Raw genomic sequence first — 16,907 nt, 5'->3', positions numbered from 1 at the left:
TCGATAATGTCACGATAATCTTTCGGAAAGTTACTCAGAAACTTTCCGGACGTTTGATGCGCATGAACGAGGGTGTATGCCTGCACGTGTTGAGCAGCCGGATCTCGCCGGACGACGGTCCCGGCGGGTCGAGGAACTGCTGGCGGAGATGACGCTCGGCGAGAAGCTCGCGCAACTCGTGGGCGTGTGGCTGAACGTCAATCGGGACGAGGGCGTGGTCGCCCCGCTGCAGGACTCGATGCAGGGCGAGGACGTGCAGTTCGAGGCGTTCGCCGAGAACGGCGTCGGCCAGATCACCCGCCATTTCGGCACCCGGCCCGTCGACCCGGAATGGGCCCGCACCGCGCTGGCCGCGCGGCAGCGCTGGCTGCGGGAGAACACGCGGCTCGGCATTCCGGCGCTCGCGCACGAGGAGTGCCTGACGGGGCTGGCGGCGTGGCAGGCCACCACCTACCCGGTGCCACCGGCGTGGGGCGCCTCGTTCGACCCGGACCTGGTGGCGGAGATGGGCCGCAGGATCGGGGAGAGCATGCGCTCGCTCGGCGTGCACCAGGGCCTGGCGCCCGTGCTCGACGTGATCCGCGACCAGCGGTGGGGCCGGGTCGAGGAGTGCGTCTCCGAGGACCCGTACGAGGTCGCCACGATCGCCGCCGCCTACGTGCGCGGCGTGCAGTCCACGGGCGTGATCGCCACCCTGAAGCACTTCGTCGGCTACTCCAACTCCCGCGCCGGCCGCAACCTCGCCCCCGTGCACGCGGGCCCGCGCGAGGTGGCCGACACGCTGCTGTTCCCGTTCGAGGTCGCGGTGCGCGACGCGGGCGCCGGCTCGGTGATGAACTCCTACGCCGAGATCGACGGCATCCCCATCGCCGCCGACGCCCACTACCTCACCGAGATCCTGCGCGAGCGGTGGGGCTTCGAGGGCACGGTCGTCGCCGACTACTTCGCGGTGGCGTTCCTGCACACCCTGCACGCGGTCGCCGCCGACGCCGGGGACGCCGCCGTCCAGGCGCTGACCGCCGGCATCGACGTCGAGCTGCCGACCGGCGTGGCCTACCTGGAGCCGCTGGAGCGGGCGGTCGCCGAGGGCCGGATCGAGGAGTCGCTGATCGACCGGGCGCTGCGCCGCGTGCTGCGGCAGAAGGCGGAGCTCGGGCTGCTCGACGACGACTACGACCCCGAGCCGTCCGGGCCCGTGGACCTCGACGACGCCGGCTCCCGCGACCTGGCGCGGCGGCTGGCCGAGGAGTCGGTCATCCTGCTCACCAACGACGGCGTGCTCCCCCTCCGGGCCGAGGGGAAGCAGATCGCGGTCGTCGGGCCGAACGCCGACGACGTGGCCGCGCTGTTCGGCTGCTACTCCTTCGTCCAGCACGTGCTGCCGCACTTCCCCGGGGTCGAGACCGGCATCGCCGCCCCGACCGTGCTGGAGGCGCTGCGCGCGGAGCTGCCCGGAGCGCGGATCAGCACCGCGAAGGGCACCGGCGTGGACGACGGCGACCGCGAGGGCATCCCCGGCGCCGCCCGCCTGGCCGCCGGGTCCGACGTCGCGATCCTGGTGCTGGGCGACCGGTCGGGGCTGTTCGGCCGGGGCACCTCCGGCGAGGGCTGCGACGTGGAGAGCCTCGACCTGCCAGGCGCGCAGCGGGAGCTGGCCGAGGCGGTGCTGGCCACGGGCACGCCGACCGTGGTGGTGCTGATGACGGGCCGCGCGTACGCGGTGCCGTCGATCATCGAGGGCGCTTCGGCGGTCGTGCAGGCGTACTTCCCCGGCGAGGAGGGCGCGGGTGCGATCGCCCGCGTGCTGAGCGGCGCCGTGAACCCGTCCGGGCGGCTGCCGATGAGCATGCCGCGCGGCACCGCCAGCCAGCCCTACAGCTACCTGCACCCGCGGCTCGGCGGGGCCGGCTCGGTCAGCAACCTCGACCCCGCCCCCGTCCTGCCCTTCGGGCACGGCCTCAGCTACACCCGCTTCGAGTACGCCGGCCTCACCGTCGAGGCCGGCGAGGTCCCCGCCGGGCAGCCGATCCGCTGCTCGGTGGTGGTGCGCAACGCCGGCGACCGGGCGGGCGCGGAGGTCGTCCAGCTGTACGCCGCCGACCGGATCGCCTCGGTCACCCGCCCCCTCGCCCAGCTCGTCGGCTACGCCCGCGTCGAGCTCCCGCCCGGCGGCAGCGCGCGGGTCGCGTTCGACGTGCCGGCCCGGCTGCTGTCGTTCACCGGCAGGGACGGGCGGCGCGTGGTCGAGCCCGGCGAGGTCGGCCTGTCCGTGCGCCGCTCGGTCGCGGACGTGGTGGACGAGCGGACGGTCACGCTGACCGGCCCGGTGCACGAGCTCACCGGCTCGGAGCGCCGCCTGACGGACGTTTCCATTGAAGATCACAACTGACGGGAGCAGTGGCATGTCGCGCATGGAGAATTTCCGGCGCCGGGTGGGTGGTTTCGCGTTCGGCGGCGACTACAACCCCGAGCAGTGGGACCGCGAGGTGTGGCAGGAGGACGTCCGGCTGATGCGCGAGGCCGGTGTGAACACCGTCAGCCTGGGCGTCTTCGCGTGGGCCTCGCTGGAGCCCGAGCCCGGGAAGTACGAGTTCGGCTGGATGGACGAGATCATGGATCTCCTCCACGAGAACGGCATCAGCGTCAATCTGGCCACCCCCACGGCCGCGCCGCCCGTCTGGCTCACCCACCTGCACCCCGAGGTGTTCCCCATCAGGGAGGACGGGCATCCGTTCGGCTTCGGCAACCGCATGCAGTACGACCCGTCCTCACCCGTCTACCGCGAGTACGCGGCCTCGATCACCACCAAGCTGGCCGAGCGTTACTCCTTCCACCCGGCGCTGGCGATGTGGCACATCAGCAACGAGTACGGCCCCACGTCGTACGGCCCGGCCGCCGCGGCCAACTTCCGCACCTGGCTCAAGCGCAGGTACGGCACCCTCGACCGGCTGAACGAGGCGTGGACCACCCGGTTCTGGGGCCAGGTCTACACCGACTGGGAGCAGGTCGACGTCCCGCACATCCCCCGCACCTGGATGAACCCCACCCGCAGGCTCGACTTCAAGCGCTTCACCTCCGACGCGCTGCTGGAGTGCTACCTCGCCGAGCGGGACATCGTGCGCTCCTTCCGCGACGACATCCCGGTCATGACCAACTTCATGCGCTTCTTCCGCCACGCCGACTACTGGAAGTGGGCGCCGGAGGAGGACGCGGCCGCGCTCGACATCTACCCGAACCCGGCCGACGCCGACTCCCACGTGTCGGCGGCCTTCAACTACGACCTGTTCCGCTCCCTCAAGGGCGGGCAGCCGTGGATGCTGATGGAGCAGTCGAGCAGCGCGGTCAGCCAGTGGCAGCTCAACATCGTCAAGGAGCCCGGCCGGATGCGGCTCGGCTCGCTGCAGGCGGTGTCGCGGGCGGCCGACTCGGTGATGTTCTTCCAGTGGCGGGCCAGCCGCGGCGGGCAGGAGCGCTTCCACTCGGCGATGCTGCCGCACTCCGGGCCCGACTCGCGCACGTTCAGGGAGATCAAGGACCTGGGCCGGGAGGTCGGGCGGCTCGCCCCGGTCGCCGGCACCCGCTCGCGGTCGGACATCGCGATCATGTTCGACTGGGACGGCTGGTGGGGGCTGGAGGAGGTCTTCGGCCTGCCGCGCTCCGACTTCAGCTACACCGACACCGTCATGCGGCACTACACGCCGCTGTGGGAGCGCCACCACGCGGTGGACGTGGTGGGCCACGCCTCGTCGCTGGACGGGTACAAGGTGCTGATCGTGCCGAACGCGTACCTGATCGACGACGAGGCCGTCGCGCGCATCCACGAGTTCGCCCGGAACGGCGGGACCGTGATCATGTCGTTCTTCTCCGGCGTCGTGGACGCCGACAACCGGGTCAGGCCGAACGGCTACCCGGGGGCGTTCCGCGAGCTCATCGGGGCCAAGATCGACGAGTACTGGCCGGCGCGGCCGCACGAGGAGTTCGCCGTGACGTTCGCCGACGGGCGGCGCACGACGGCGACCTGGTGGCGCGACGACCTGCACCTGGAGTCGGGCAAGGCGCTGGCCACGTACGCGGACGGGCTGCTGGAGGGGCGGGCCGCCGTGGTCGAGAACGCCTACGGCGCCGGGCGGGTCGTCTACTTCGCGACCCTGCTGGAGCAGGAGGCGTTCGACGCCACCGTGGCGCGGGTCGTCGGGGAGGCGGGCGTGCGCTCGCGCTTCGAGGGGGTTCCCGCGCACGTGGAGTGCACCGTGCGCGGCGACGACGCCTACGACTACGTGTTCCTGCTCAACCACAGCGCCGAGGCGGGCGCGTCCGTCCCCGTGGGAGGGAAGGGGACGGACCTGCTCACCGGCCAGGAGGTGTCCGGCGAGGTCGCGCTGGCGCCGCTGGGCGCGGCGGTCATCCAGATCGCCCGCGCGTAACGGGCGAGGCCACGGGCGCGGCGGTCATCCGGACCGCCCGCCCGTGACGGCCTGAGCGGGGGCGCCGGTCGTGCCCCCGCTCAGCATGCGGTGGCCGGCGGCCGTGTCCATGTACTCGCGTACGCGGTGGATCGGGCCGTCGCGCAGCTCGAAGACGAAGCAGCAGTCGTTGCGGTAGGGGTTGCCGCCGGCCGGCGTGGCCGTCATGGTCTCCGCCACGACCACCACGTCGCCGTCGGCGTAGAAGCCGCGGAAGTCCAGCGACACGTCCGCCACGAACAGGCGGTGGAAGTCGACGGCCAGGAAGCGGGTGATGGCGTCCCTTGGACCGGCTGCTACGGACCTGTTCACGGTGTCCTGGACGGGGCGTGCAGGCTCGCGCTACTTCACGGTGTCCTGGACAGGGCGTACAGGCTCGCGCCTCGTTCGGCCCGCCGCTCAGGGGCCTTCCTCGGCGTACGCGGTCGCGACCTCGATGGCGGGCCGGTAGGCCGTGACCTGGTCGGAGGTCCAGCCGGCCGGGCCGTGTGCCGTGTCGTGGGTGACGATCCGGTAGATCAGCGCCCGTACCAGCATCTGGCCCCACTCCGGCAGGTGCGCCCAGCGGGCGGCCAGCGCGGGCGAGGCGCCGTACCAGCACAGGGCGTCGGCGACCGCGACCGCCGCCGCCCACGACGGTGGCCGCCAGTAGAGCGGCCAGTCGATGATCGCCGGCGGCAGCCCGGCGGCGAACAGCACGTTGCCCGGCAGGTCCCCGTGCACGGCCTGCGAGGGGAGCTCGACCGGGCGCCGCACCCGGAGGAGCGGCTCCAGCAGCCCCGCCGCATCGGACGGGGCCGGCAGCTCCTCCCACGCCACCCGGTCGCCGCGCGACCAGGGATCGTCGCGCACGTCCAGGAAGGCGGGGCGGGGCAGGTGCGCGACCGCCTCGTGGAAGGCGGCGGCGGCGCGCAGCACCTCGTCCTGCCTGCGCACGTCCGGCTCTCCGGGCACCAGCCGGTACGCCTCCCAGCCCCGCGTCACCCACGCACCGTCCGCCCCCGCCACCGGACGAGGCACCCGGAACGCGGGCGAGGGGGGCAGGGCGGCGAGCACCCCGGCCCGCCACCGAGCTTCCGGCAGGAACCCGACCCTCTTGAGCACCAGGTTCCCGGCCCGCCACGCGCCTCCCATCCAGACCGGCTCGGCCGCCGTCACCCCGTAGGCGTCCAGGACACCGGCAGGCGGCGGCCTGTCCTCTGCCGGGAGGGCCCGGTGCGCGGCGCTCATGGCGAGCCCGCCTGCGGCGGCCCAGCGGTCACGAGGAGGCGGGCGGGGTCGCGAGCCAGGCGGCGACGTCCGCCCTGAGCCGGGCCTTCAGTTGCTCCGGCGCGAACGACGCGTCGATCGACGCCGTGGCGAACGCCGCGAGCTCCGCGTCCCCGTAGCCGAAGACCTCCCGCAACCGCAGGTACTCCGCCGCCAGCGCCGTCTCCCCGTCCGTGTTGACCGTGACGGCCAGCCCCGCCTCCCGCAGCCGGGGCAGCGGATGCTCGGCCAGCGACGGCACGAGCCCGAGCAGCACGTTCGACGAGGGACAGACCTCCAGTGGGAGCCCCCGCTCGCGCACCTCGGCCACCAGCGCGGCGTCGTCGAGCACCCGGATGCCGTGCCCGAGCCGCTCGGTGTGCCCCAGCTCGATCGCCTCCCGGATGCTGCCGGCGCCCGCCGCCTCCCCCGCGTGGTGCACCAGGTGCAGCCCGGCGTCCCTGGCCGCGTCGCACACCTGCGCGAACGGCGCCAGCGGGTAGCTCTCGTCACCCGCCAGGCCGATGCCGATCACCCGCTCGTGGCGCAGGGCCAGCTTGTACGTCTGCCACATCCGCTCCACCGGCCGCCGCCTGGAGTGGTCGAGCAGCACCCGGCACTCGATCCCGTGCCTGGCCTGCCCCTCGGCCAGCCCGTCGAGCACCGCCTCCAGCGGCATCTCCGGATCCCCGACGCGCTCGCCGTGCGAGGCCGCCGTGAACGTGACCTCGACGTACCGGGTGCCCTGGGCCGCCTCGTCGGCGCAGAACTCCACGGCGACCCGGCGGAACCGATCGGCCGTGGTCAGCAGCTCGCGCACCCTGGCCCGCTGGTCGGCGAACTGCCTGAAGGTGGTGAAACCTCCGTCGGGCTCCGGCGGGCCGCCCCACTCGCGCACGGTCCCCGGCCGTACGGTGCTCTCCAGGTGCACGTGCAGGTGGGCCTTGGGCAACGTCCGTACGTCTCTCACGTGCGACCACCTTAAGGGGCCGCCCGGACCGCCCGCAGCTCGATTTCCGGACGTACGGTCGCAGACGGGGCCCTTGGAGGGAGGAGCGGATCATGACCGTTGTGCTGGTTCACGGCGTCCCCGAGACGCCGGCCGTCTGGGACCCGCTGCGCGCTGCCCTGCGACGGCAGGACGTGCGCGCGCTGCGGCTGCCCGGCTTCGGCTGCCCGCGGCCCGAGGGGTTCGGCTCGACGAAGGAGGAGTACGTGGCCTGGCTGGCCGCCGAGCTGGAGTCGATGGGCGACGACGAGATCGACCTCGTCGGCCACGACTGGGGCGGCGGCCTGGTGGTGCGGCTGGTCAGCCTGCAGCCCGAGCTCGTCCGCTCCTGGGTCACCGACGCCCCCGGCCTGGCCCATCCCGGCTTCCGCTGGCACGACGCCGCCCGGCTGTGGCAGACGCCGGGCGCCGGCGAGCAGTTCTTCGAGCAGCTCACGGCGATGCCGGCCGAGGCGCGGGCGGAGGCGTTCGGAGGGATCGGCGTGCCGCGCGAGCACGTGGCGGCTATCGCCGGCGCGGTGGACAGGGAGATGGGCGAGAGCATCCTGGCCCTCTACCGGTCCGCGGTGCGGGTGGCGGAGGAGTGGTCGCCGGCGTTCACCGGCATTCCGGTGCCGGGGCTGGCGCTGGTGCCTTCCGAGGATCCGTACCTGGCTGCGGACGTGGCGCGGGCGAGCGCGGCCAGGGCGGGCGCGGCGGTGGCCGGCCTGCCCGGGCTCGGCCACTGGTGGATGCTGCAGGATCCGGCGGCGGGGGCGGCGAGGCTGGAGGAGTTCTGGCGCGAGGTGGGCAAGTAGCCGCCGGGCCCGCCCCCACCGGTGGATCGCCGTACGCCGGAGCCTAGGCGGGTGGCCGCTTGGTGAGGCGGAGCTTCGACTGCTTGTGCGGCAGCCGTTCCCAGTCGTCCATGAACGTGGCGTCGAAGCCGTGCCTGCCGGCCAGCGCGACGAGCGTCTCGGTGCGGTAGTAGAAGTCCTCCCGCAGAACCTGGTGCTCCCTGCCCTCGGTGCGGTCGAAGGTGAAGTCGAACCACCCGCCGGGCTTCATGACCCTGCCCACGTGGGCGAAGCACTCCTCGATCACGTCCAGCGGGGAGTGCGAGAAGACGCTGTGCGCGTGCACGACGTCGAAGTGCTCGTCGGGCAGGAAGGCGAAGCGCAGGTCGCGTACGGGAGTGAGGTAGGGCAGCTTGTCCGCCAGGCCGTGCTGGAGGATCGTGTTCTGGGCGGCCATGAGGATGTCGGGCGAGATGTCGATGCCGTAGTAGTTGCCGGTGTGCAGGTAGTCGATGAACAGGCGACCGGCCCGCAGGTTGCCGCAGCCGATCTCCAGCATCCGGCATTCCGGCTTCAGGCCGTGCTCCACCAGGTAGTCGAACTGCATGCGGCCCAGCGCCAGCCACCGCTTGTGGGTGTGGGAGCCGACGGCGCCCTCGGGGTCGCGGGCCGTGTCGGACTTCATGACGGCCCTGTAGTAGCCGATGTGGTCCCGCGTACGCAGCCTGAACCACGTGTCGCGGGCCAGGCGCCGCAGGTGGGGGATGATCTTGTGTGGGTTCTTGACGGCGTACGTCGCTTGGTGGACGAGGCTCGATCGGGAGCGTTTCACGCCTTGGAATGTAGGTCAGGGGTGCGGCCGGCCATAGGGCTGTCGCGACACTCTTGATTTCCCGTTTGCGCAGCCTTTCTGTCCCCCCACCGCCTGCCCTCCTCCTCCGCTGCCCTGCGGGGGTGAGGGGAGGGTGATGGCGGAGGCCCTCATCGGGCGCATGCGGGGCTGCGGCCCCGGCTCAGGCGACCGCCTGCCTGGCGTGGCGACCTGGCCGACGTGGCAGCCCGCCTGGCGTGGCAACCCGCCTCTGGCGCCTGCCTGTCCAACGCATCGCCTGGCGCAGGTGGCGGCCTGCCTCGCGCGACCACCCGGCGCGGGTAGGGACCGGCCCGGGCACCCGTCCGGCTTACGCGGCCGGCGCGTGGCGCTCGGGTGGGCGGTCAGCTCAGGTATTCGCGCAGGGCCAGGGAGCGGGACGGGTGGCGGAGCTTGGACATGGTCTTGGCCTCGATCTGGCGGATGCGCTCGCGGGTGACGCCGTAGATGCGGCCGATCTCGTCCAGCGTCATGGGCTTGCCGTCCGTGAGGCCGTACCGCATGCTGATCACGCCCGCCTCGCGCTCGGAGAGCTGGTCGAGCAGGGCCCGTAGCTGCTGCTGGAGCAGCGTGAACGAGACCGCGTCCGCCGGCGAGACCGCCTCGGTGTCCTCGATGAGGTCGCCGAACTCGCTGTCGCCCTCCTCCCCCAGCGGCGTGTGCAGGGAGATCGGCTCGCGCCCGTACCGCTGGACCTCGATGACGCGCTCGACCTCGAGCTCGCTCTCCTTGGCGATCTCCTCGGGGGTGGGCTCGCGCCCGAGGTCGCTCTGCAGCCGCCGCTGCACCCGCGCGACCTTGTTGATCAGCTCCACCATGTGGACGGGGATGCGGATCGTCCGCGCCTGGTCGGCCATGGCGCGGGTGATGGCCTGCTTGATCCACCAGGTGGCGTACGTGGAGAACTTGTAGCCGAGCTGGTAGTCGAACTTCTCGATCGTCCGGATCAGCCCCAGGTTCCCCTCCTGGATCAGGTCCAGGAAGAGCATGCCGCGACCGGTGTAGCGCTTGGCGATCGAGACCACCAGCCGCAGGTTGGCCTCCAGCATGCGGCGCTTGGCACGCAGGCCGTCGTCGGCGATCCACTCCAGATCGGCGCGCAACTGGCCGGAAAGCGCTGGTTCGGTGTCGAGCCGTTCCCTGGCGAACAGCCCTGCCTCGATGCGCTTGGCGAGGTCGATCTCCTGCTCGGCGGTGAGCAGGGGCACGCGGCCGATCTCCTTCAGGTAGGCCTTGACCGAGTCGGCGCCGACGGCCGCGCCACCGTCGGCGCCTGCCTCAGCGCTGGTGTCGTCCAGTTCGAGAACCTCTGCTGCTTGGGACAAAACTCTCTCCTCGCTCGCTTTGGATGATGGACGGCGGCCTAAGTTTAGGTCGCACCTAACTTTAGGTATCCTCTAGCAGAGAGTCAACCTAAAATAAGGTCGAACCTAACTTTTTGTGGAAGACTAGGGCCATGAGCACCGACACCTTGGGGTTGAGGGAACAGAAGAAGCGAGAGACTCGGCAGGCCATCTCTGACCACGCTACCCAACTGTTCCTGGAACGTGGCTTCGACCGGACGACGATCGCCGACATCGCCGCCGCCGCCCGGGTCGCCAAGATGACCGTGACCAACTACTTCCCGCGCAAGGAGGACCTGGCACTCGACCACCACGAGGAGTTCGCGGCGGGCCTGGCGGAGACGGTCGCGCGCCGCCCGGCCGGGGAGTCGGCGCTCGGAGCCGTGCGGGGGGCGTATCTGGCGGCGCTGGAGCGGCGCGACCCGGTCATCGGCTTCACCGGGCGCGATTTCGCCCGGATGGTCGCCGACAGCCCCACCCTGGTGGCGCGCCTGCGTGACCTGCACGACCAGCGCGAGGAGGCCCTGGCCCGGCATCTCGTACAGGAGGCGCCGGGGGATCCGGTCGCCGCGCGGGCCGTGGCCGCGCAGCTCGCGGCGGCGGACCGGCTGCTCTTCCGTGAGCTGCAGGCCCGCATGCTGGCGGGCGAGGTGGACGAGGACGGCATCGCCGCCGCGCTCGGCGCCATGGCACGCCGGGTCTTCGACCTGCTGGAGCCCGCCATCGGCGCTTACGCCATCCGCTGAACGCCCCGCCACCGCCCTGCCGCGCGCCCAGCGGACGAGCCCACGTCGCCGCGCAAGCGGCGCGCGCCCCCTGGACTCGGCACGCACGCCGGGCCCGCTCCACCGGGCAGTCAGGGGAGCTCCACTCAGCCGGGCGCACACGTCAGGCCGCCTCGGCCGGTGACCGGGACACGCCACCGCGCCCCCTCATGGGGCCGTCACGGAGCTGCCGGGCGGCAACCATGCGATCTCCCCTTCCTCCACCCCGGCGAAGGCCATCAGGCGCGCTCCCTCCGCGGCCAGCTCCCCCATCACCTCATCCGGCAGCGGATGAAAGGGCTCGACCGTCAGCACGCCGTGCTTAAGGTCCCACACGCCACCGACAGTTCCGTCCACGAGGAAGGTGGGGTAGACGACCGCCCCCACGCACACCGCCCTGCGCTGCCCGGCGGTCATCATCCGGCTCCGGTCGGCGTAGGCCACGATGAGGTTGTCGAACCAGGGCAGGAAGCGGACGGGCGCGGGCGTGTCGTCGGCGGCGAGCGGCGCGTCCGCCAGGTCGTAGAGGACACGTCCGGAAACATCGTGATAACGGCGGAGGCCGGGCATGGCCTCCATGACGGCGCGCAGCCGCGTCAGCCCCGACCACATCTGCACGTCCATCACGCTCGCCGGCCCGTACGCCGCCAGGTACCGCGCCACCAGCCGCTCGACCGCCGGCGCCGGCTCCAGCGACCGCCCCAGCCACTCCTCCGCCAGCGTGAACGGCGTCGGCCCGCCCTTGCCCCAGATCCCGTTCGGCGGCGTGTGCACGACCGGCACCAGCGCCTGCGCCGAGAAGCCCAGCGCCGTCGGGTCGACCTCGGGCCACCGCTCCCGAAGCAGGTCGCGCAGCTGCGGGCGGGTGAGCGTGCGCCCGGCCAGGTGGCCGCGCGCCAGCGCCGCCAGCTCCTCGAGGTCCACCTCGCGCATCAGCCGCCCGAACGCCGCCTGCCGGGTACGCGACAGGATCACCTGCGCCAGCGGCCGGATCCACACGTAGTCGTCGGCCAGCGTCAGGTGCTGCGTGCCGCGCAGCAGCGAGCCGCGCACCACCTGCCTGCCGTACAGGAGCGTGGCGAGGTCGTCCTGGGTGAAGGAGGCCAGGCGGGTCCACAGGCCGATGTAGGGGGCGTCGATCTCCTGGCCCTGCACCGCCACCAGGCGCTCGACCGCCTGGGCGGCCGACATCCCGGACCGGTTCAGCAGGAGCTGCCGTTCCAGCGTGGTGCGGTTGAGTACGCGGAGGCCGAGCTCGGGGGTCTGCGTCATACGAGCAGCGTAGAAACTATTGCGGCAAGTTCCCTTCCGCGTTGCGCAGCTCCTCCAGGGCGTCGCGCAGGTGGCCGGCCAGCTCCCAGGCGTCCGGCACCATCTCCCTGTCGGTGACGATGCCGATGTCGAGCGAGCCGTCGTAGGAGAAGGCCGTGATGTTCACGCCCCCGCTCACCTCGGTGATCACCGAGACGGGGAAGTGGCACAGCAGCCGCGCGCCGCACACGTACAGGGGGAACTGGGGGCCCGGGACGTTCGAGATGATCACGTTGATCGGCGGCGCGGCCTGCCCGACCAGCGCGAACGCCGAGCGTGAGGCCAGCCCCATGAGGGCGGCCGGCATCGACTCGCTGAACTCGCGCAGCCACCGCGCGGGCGCCAGCGCGAACCTGTCCTTGATCCGGTGCATGGCGTGCCGCACGTGGTGCAGGCGCGCGGCGGGGTCGGCGACGTGGACGGCCAGCGGCGCCGTCATGATCGCCACCTGGTTGCCCGGCCCCTCGTCGCCCACGACCCGCAGCGAGAACGGCACCCCGGCCACCAGCGGCTGCCGCGGCACCCCGCCGTGCCGGGCCAGCCACGTGCGCAGCCCGCCCGCGCACACGGCCATGACCACGTCGTTGACCGTGACCCCGAACGCCTTGCGCACCTGCTTGATCTCCTCCAGCGGCAGCGACACGAACGCGAAGCGCCGGTGCCCGGACAGCGGCCCGCTGAACGGCGTCCTGGGCGCGGGCAGCGCCGGCAGGTCCGGCGCCCGGCCGCTGCCGGCCAGGCGGCGGGCGAGCCCGGAGACGGCCGCGGCGCCGGGGATCCAGGACACGACGGGGATCTCGTCCAGGTGCGGCACGGCGCGGGCGGCGAAGCGCACGGCGCCGGCGGGGTTGCCCGCCAGCCTGGCCAGGCCGCGCGCCACCATGGCCAGCGGCGCGGGCGGCGGCTCGTCCCGCTCGGGCGGGTGCGGGGGCGGCGGCGCGGGCTCGGGGGCGAGGTCGAGCAGCGCGGCCAGCACGTCGGCGCCGCCGATGCCGTCCACGGCCGCGTGGTGGATCTTCGTGTAGAGGCCCATGCGGCCGCCGGACAGCCCGTGGATCAGGTAGATCTCCCAGAGCGGGCGTCCGCGGTCGAGCCTGCGGGCGTGCAGGCGCGAGACCTGGTCGGCGAGCTGCCGGTCGTCGCCGGGCGGCGGCAGGCCGATCTCGCGTACGTGGTAGTCGAGGTCGAGATCGTCCTCCTGCACCCAGTACGGGTGGTCCAGCCCCAGCGGCACGGTGGCCAGCCGGCGCCGTAACGCGGGCACGTACGGGAGCTTGCGTTCGAGCAGGGCCTGGAGGTCGGCCCGGTTCAGATCGCCTTCCAGCACGGCCAGGCCGGCGATGTTGGCGATGTTGGTGGCGGTCTCGAAATGGAGGAACTGCGCGTCCAGGGCGGTCAGCTGTGGCATCGTCACACCTCCGCCACCGAACCAATCAGACTGCGTCCACCGCTTCAAGTGCCAGGGAGCCGGCGTCGGGCTCGGCGAAGGCCAGCAGGCGCAGCCCCTCCTCCTCCAGCGGGCCCAGATCGGCCCTGCCGAACGGGGTGACGAGCAGCCTGGCCTTCTTGCCCGAGCGCTTGATCTGCCAGGTGCCGGCCGCGAAGCCGTCGACCAGGTAGACGGCCCGCACCCGCAGGTTCTTGGTGGCGACGAAGCCCTTGTGCTCCTCGGCCAGCACGCGGGTGCGGTCGGCGTGGCCGAGGATCAGCGTGTCGAAGTCGGGCAGGAACCGCACGGGGGCAGGGACGTCGCCGCCGGGCCGGGGCGCGCCGGGCAGGTCGAACAGCTCGCGCCCGGCGTAGGTCACCCGTTCCAGGTCCATGCCGGCCATGACCTGGCGCAGCCCGCCGAGCCCCGACCAGGTCTGCACGTCGGCGGGGGTGGCGGGGCCGAACGCGGCCAGGTAGCGCTCGATCAGGGCGGGCGCGTCCGCGGGCGACATCGGGACGCCGGGCAGGCCGAACGCCGGGTCGCGCGGGAAGCTCCAGCGGTCCCCGGTCGGCTCGATGACCAGCGGGGTGAGCATGCGGGCGGCGTACCCGAGCGCCCGGTCGTTCACGCCAGGGAACTCCTCCAGCAGCCGGGGCCGCAGCTCGTTGAACGTCATGGCCCCCGCCTCCAGCAGCCGTCCGGCGGCGGCCGCGACCGCGTCGAAGTCGACCCCGTCGAAGCGGCGCGCCGCCGCGGCCAGCACGGGCGCCACCAGCGGCCGGAACGCCGCGAAGTCGGCGGCCGTCACCAGGTGCAGCGTGGCCCGCCACAGGGTGGCGCGCACCAGCGTGCGCGCGTGCAGCGCCGCGTGCAGGTCCTCGCGCTCGAACCCGGCCAGCCGCGTCCACACCCCCAGGTACGGCGGGCGCGGCTCCTGCGCCTGCAACCCCACCAGCCGGTGCACCACGTCGGCCACGTCCCCCTCGTGGCGCGAGAGAAGATGCTGACGGGCCAGGGTGGCACGGTTGAGGTCGCGAAGGTTGAGCATCTACATATCATGCCTTTCCCCATCAAAGAGGTACGCGCCACGTACCCCGCCTTGTCCGACGGATTCGCCTACCTCGACGGCGCCGCCGGCACGCAGACCCCCCGGCCCGTGATCGACGCCATCGCCACCGCCTACCGGACGGGGATCGGCAACGTCGGCGGCGCCTTCCCCGCCAGCCACCGCTCCGACGCCATCGTGGCCGCCTGCCGCGCCGCCGTGGCCGACCTGGTCGGCGGCCATCCCGACGGGGTGATCCTCGGCCAGAACATGACCACCCTCACCTACCGCCTGTCCCGGGCCCTGGCCGGCCCCGGTGACGAGGTGGTGCTCTCCCGGCTGGACCACGACGCCAACGTGCGCCCCTGGACGCAGACCGGCGCCACCGTGCGCTGGGCCGAGGTGGACCCGGTCACCGGCGAGCTGCCCGTCGAGCAGTACGCCGGCCTGATCAACGAGCGGACGAAGGTCGTCGCCGTCACGGCGGCCAGCAACATCCTCGGCACCCGCCCCGACGTGCCCGCCATCGCCGAGCTGGCGCACCGGGCGGGCGCGCTCATGTACGTGGACGGCGTGCACGCCACCCCGCACGGCCCCGTGGACATGCGGGCGCTGGGCGCCGACTTCTACGCCACCAGCGCCTACAAGTGGTCGGGCCCGCACATCGGCGCCGTGATCGCCGACCCCGCGCTGCTGGAGACGATCGCGCCCGACAAGCTGGCCTCCTCGCCCGACACGGTGCCGCACCGGTTCGAGACAGGCACGCTGCCGTTCGCCGACCTCGACGGGGTGACCGCCGCCGTGGACCACCTCGCGGCCATGGTGCCGGGCACGGGCAACCGTCGCGAGCGCCTGCTGACCTCGATGGCCGCCGCGGAGGAGCACGAGCTGGCGCTGTTCTCGGTGCTCGTCGAAGGGCTGGAGACGATGCCGCACGTCACCGTGTACGGCAAGCCGGCCAGGCGCACCGCGACCGCGTACTTCAACGTGGTCGGCCACGCCCCGCGCCAGGTGGCCGAGCACCTGGCCAGGCTGGGGGTGAACGTGTGGAGCGGTCACAGCTACGCCTGGGAGCTGACCGGCGCGCTCGGCATCCGCGACACGGGCAGCGCGGTCCGCGCGGGCCTGGTGCACTACAACGACCGCTCGGACGTGGACCGCCTCCTGGAGGGGGTGGCCCGCCTGGCGTGACCGCCGGGTGTGCATGATGCACAGCGAGGCCGTGCCGGCTGTGGGATGTCACCACTGACACCCGCTTGACCAGCTCCTATGGTGGGCGGCTAAGCAACACCCCCGCCTGCGAAGGAGCCCGGCATGGCCTCAGCCGTCGGTGTCGACGATTACGCGCTCACCAGGGTCCCCCAGAGCGCCCGCTACTCCTGGTGGTCGGTCGCCGTTCAGCGGTTCGGCCAGGTCTCCGCGCTGAGCCAGTTCCTGCTCGGCGCCACGCTCGGCTTCGGGATGGGGTTCTGGGAGGCGTTCCTGGCGCTCACCCTGGGCGCCGTCATCCTCGAAGTGGTCGCCGTCTTCGTCGGCATCATCGGGATGCGGGAGGGGCTGTCCACCTCCATGCTGGCCCGCTGGACGGGGTTCGGCAGGTCCGGGTCGGCGCTGATCGGGCTGGCCATCGGGATCAGCCTCGTGGGCTGGTTCGGCATCCAGTCGGCGGTCTCGGCTCAGGGGCTGGCCGCGCTGGTGGGCGTGCTGCCCGAGTGGGGCTGGTCGCTGGTGTTCGGGCTGGTGGTCACCTCGATCGTGCTGTGGGGCTTCGGTTCGATGGCGTGGACGGCGTACGTCACCGTGCCCGCGTTCCTCGTCCTGGTCGGCTGGTCGATCATCAGCGAGCTGTCCCGGCACGACGTGGGCGCGCTGATGGCCTCGGCGCCGCCGGGCCCGCAGCTCAGCCTGCTGGAGGGGACGACGCTGGTCGCGGGCGGGTTCATCGTGGGCTCGATCATCACGCCGGACATGACCCGGTTCAACCGCAGCGTCGCGGACGTGGTCAAGCAGACGGTGGTCGGCGTCACGCTCGGCGAGTACGTCATCGGCATGGCCGGCGTGCTGCTGGCGCACGCCGTCGGCACCAGCGAGATCACCACCATCGTCACCTCGTCGGTCGGCTGGGTCGGCATCCTGGTGATCGTCGCGGGCACCGTGAAGATCAACGACTGGAACCTCTACTCCTCCGGCCTCGGCCTGGTGAACTTCGTCGGCACCGTCTTCGGCAGGCGCGTGCACCGCGGCCTGGCCACCGCGCTGATCGGCGTCGTGGGCAGCGTGCTGGCCGCGGCCGGCATCCTGGGCGCGTTCACCGAGTTCCTGACGCTGCTCGGCGTGGCGTTCCCGCCGATCGCCGGGATCATGGTGGCCGAGTACTTCGTGGTCCGGCGCTGGCGCGGCGATCTGGAGGCGGCCAGGGCGAGCGGGCGGCTGCCGGAGCAGGCTCCGGCCTGGGTGCCGGCCACGCTGGTGATCTGGCTGGTCGCGGCCCTGGTGGGCAGGTTCGTGGAGATCGGGCTCGGCAGCATCAACTCGCTGGTCGTCGCGTTCGTGCTCTACGTGGTGGCCGGGAAGCTGGGGCTGGTGCGGGGCGTGGGGGCCGGCCGTACCGAGCAGGCGCGGGTCTGAGAGACAAGTGAGGGGAA

General features: G+C 72.5%; 13 protein-coding genes and 1 pseudogene. 6 read left to right on the top strand and 8 right to left on the bottom strand.

The annotated features are described in order from the left end of the window. The first annotated feature begins 76 nt into the window (after positions 1-76). Together HD597_RS15045 and HD597_RS15040 are read left to right on the top strand one after the other, a co-directional pair. On the top strand, positions 77-2,389 hold the full coding sequence (locus HD597_RS15045; protein WP_253742785.1) for a beta-xylosidase/alpha-l-arabinosidase: 2,313 nt from the start codon (positions 77-79) through the stop codon (positions 2,387-2,389). 22 nt (positions 2,390-2,411) lie between these two features. Further along, positions 2,412-4,424, top strand: coding sequence for a beta-galactosidase (locus HD597_RS15040; protein WP_253742783.1), 2,013 nt, complete (start codon positions 2,412-2,414; stop codon positions 4,422-4,424). 24 nt (positions 4,425-4,448) lie between these two features. On the opposite strand, the gene HD597_RS15035 is transcribed toward HD597_RS15040, so the two are convergent. The 3 genes from HD597_RS15035 to HD597_RS15025 form a co-directional block, all read right to left on the bottom strand. Next, positions 4,449-4,775 (bottom strand): nuclear transport factor 2 family protein, encoded by a 327-nt coding sequence (locus HD597_RS15035; RefSeq protein ID WP_253742782.1) that lies wholly within the window; start codon positions 4,773-4,775, stop codon positions 4,449-4,451. 87 nt (positions 4,776-4,862) lie between these two features. Further along, complete coding sequence (locus tag HD597_RS15030) at positions 4,863-5,693, bottom strand: TIGR02569 family protein (RefSeq protein WP_253742780.1); 831 nt, start codon at positions 5,691-5,693, stop codon at positions 4,863-4,865. A gap of 28 nt (positions 5,694-5,721) precedes the next feature. After that, positions 5,722-6,681 (bottom strand): adenosine deaminase family protein, encoded by a 960-nt coding sequence (locus tag HD597_RS15025; RefSeq protein ID WP_253742778.1) that lies wholly within the window; start codon positions 6,679-6,681, stop codon positions 5,722-5,724. A 92-nt stretch (positions 6,682-6,773) separates the two neighbouring features. On the opposite strand from HD597_RS15025, the gene HD597_RS15020 reads away from it, so the two are divergent. Continuing rightward, entirely contained in the window at positions 6,774-7,517 is a 744-nt protein-coding gene (locus HD597_RS15020; RefSeq protein ID WP_253742776.1) for an alpha/beta fold hydrolase, read from the top strand. A gap of 43 nt (positions 7,518-7,560) precedes the next feature. On the opposite strand, the gene HD597_RS15015 is transcribed toward HD597_RS15020, so the two are convergent. After that, entirely contained in the window at positions 7,561-8,328 is a 768-nt protein-coding gene (locus tag HD597_RS15015; RefSeq protein ID WP_253742775.1) for a class I SAM-dependent methyltransferase, read from the bottom strand. A gap of 383 nt (positions 8,329-8,711) precedes the next feature. Further along, a pseudogene (locus tag HD597_RS15010) lies at positions 8,712-9,674 on the bottom strand (RNA polymerase sigma factor); the annotation flags it as partial. 149 nt (positions 9,675-9,823) lie between these two features. Here HD597_RS15010 and HD597_RS15005 point away from each other — a divergent pair. Further along, positions 9,824-10,456: a TetR/AcrR family transcriptional regulator gene (locus tag HD597_RS15005; protein ID WP_253742773.1), complete on the top strand. Its 633-nt coding sequence runs from the start codon at positions 9,824-9,826 to the stop codon at positions 10,454-10,456. Positions 10,457-10,642: 186 nt separating this feature from the next. Here HD597_RS15005 and HD597_RS15000 read toward each other — a convergent pair whose 3' ends face one another. The 3 genes from HD597_RS15000 to HD597_RS14990 are packed head-to-tail and all read right to left on the bottom strand — an operon-like array spanning position 10,643 to position 14,265. Continuing rightward, a complete protein-coding gene (locus HD597_RS15000; RefSeq protein WP_253742771.1) occupies positions 10,643-11,746 on the bottom strand; it encodes a winged helix DNA-binding domain-containing protein in 1,104 nt (367 codons plus the stop codon). 16 nt (positions 11,747-11,762) lie between these two features. Beyond that, positions 11,763-13,193 (bottom strand): WS/DGAT/MGAT family O-acyltransferase, encoded by a 1,431-nt coding sequence (locus HD597_RS14995; RefSeq protein ID WP_253742769.1) that lies wholly within the window; start codon positions 13,191-13,193, stop codon positions 11,763-11,765. A gap of 25 nt (positions 13,194-13,218) precedes the next feature. Then, complete coding sequence (locus tag HD597_RS14990) at positions 13,219-14,265, bottom strand: winged helix DNA-binding domain-containing protein (RefSeq protein WP_253742768.1); 1,047 nt, start codon at positions 14,263-14,265, stop codon at positions 13,219-13,221. Between the two features lie 9 nt (positions 14,266-14,274). Here HD597_RS14990 and HD597_RS14985 point away from each other — a divergent pair, with 9 nt between their 5' ends. After that, positions 14,275-15,453: a cysteine desulfurase-like protein gene (locus HD597_RS14985; protein WP_253742766.1), complete on the top strand. Its 1,179-nt coding sequence runs from the start codon at positions 14,275-14,277 to the stop codon at positions 15,451-15,453. A gap of 123 nt (positions 15,454-15,576) precedes the next feature. Next, complete coding sequence (locus HD597_RS14980) at positions 15,577-16,890, top strand: purine-cytosine permease family protein (RefSeq protein WP_253742764.1); 1,314 nt, start codon at positions 15,577-15,579, stop codon at positions 16,888-16,890. Positions 16,891-16,907: the final 17 nt, after the last annotated feature.

The organism is Nonomuraea thailandensis, from assembly GCF_024172165.1.
Taxonomy (GTDB): domain Bacteria; phylum Actinomycetota; class Actinomycetes; order Streptosporangiales; family Streptosporangiaceae; genus Nonomuraea; species Nonomuraea thailandensis.
The sequence above is the reverse complement of the archived record's forward strand: the minus strand, read 5'-3'. Positions and strand labels throughout refer to the sequence as shown.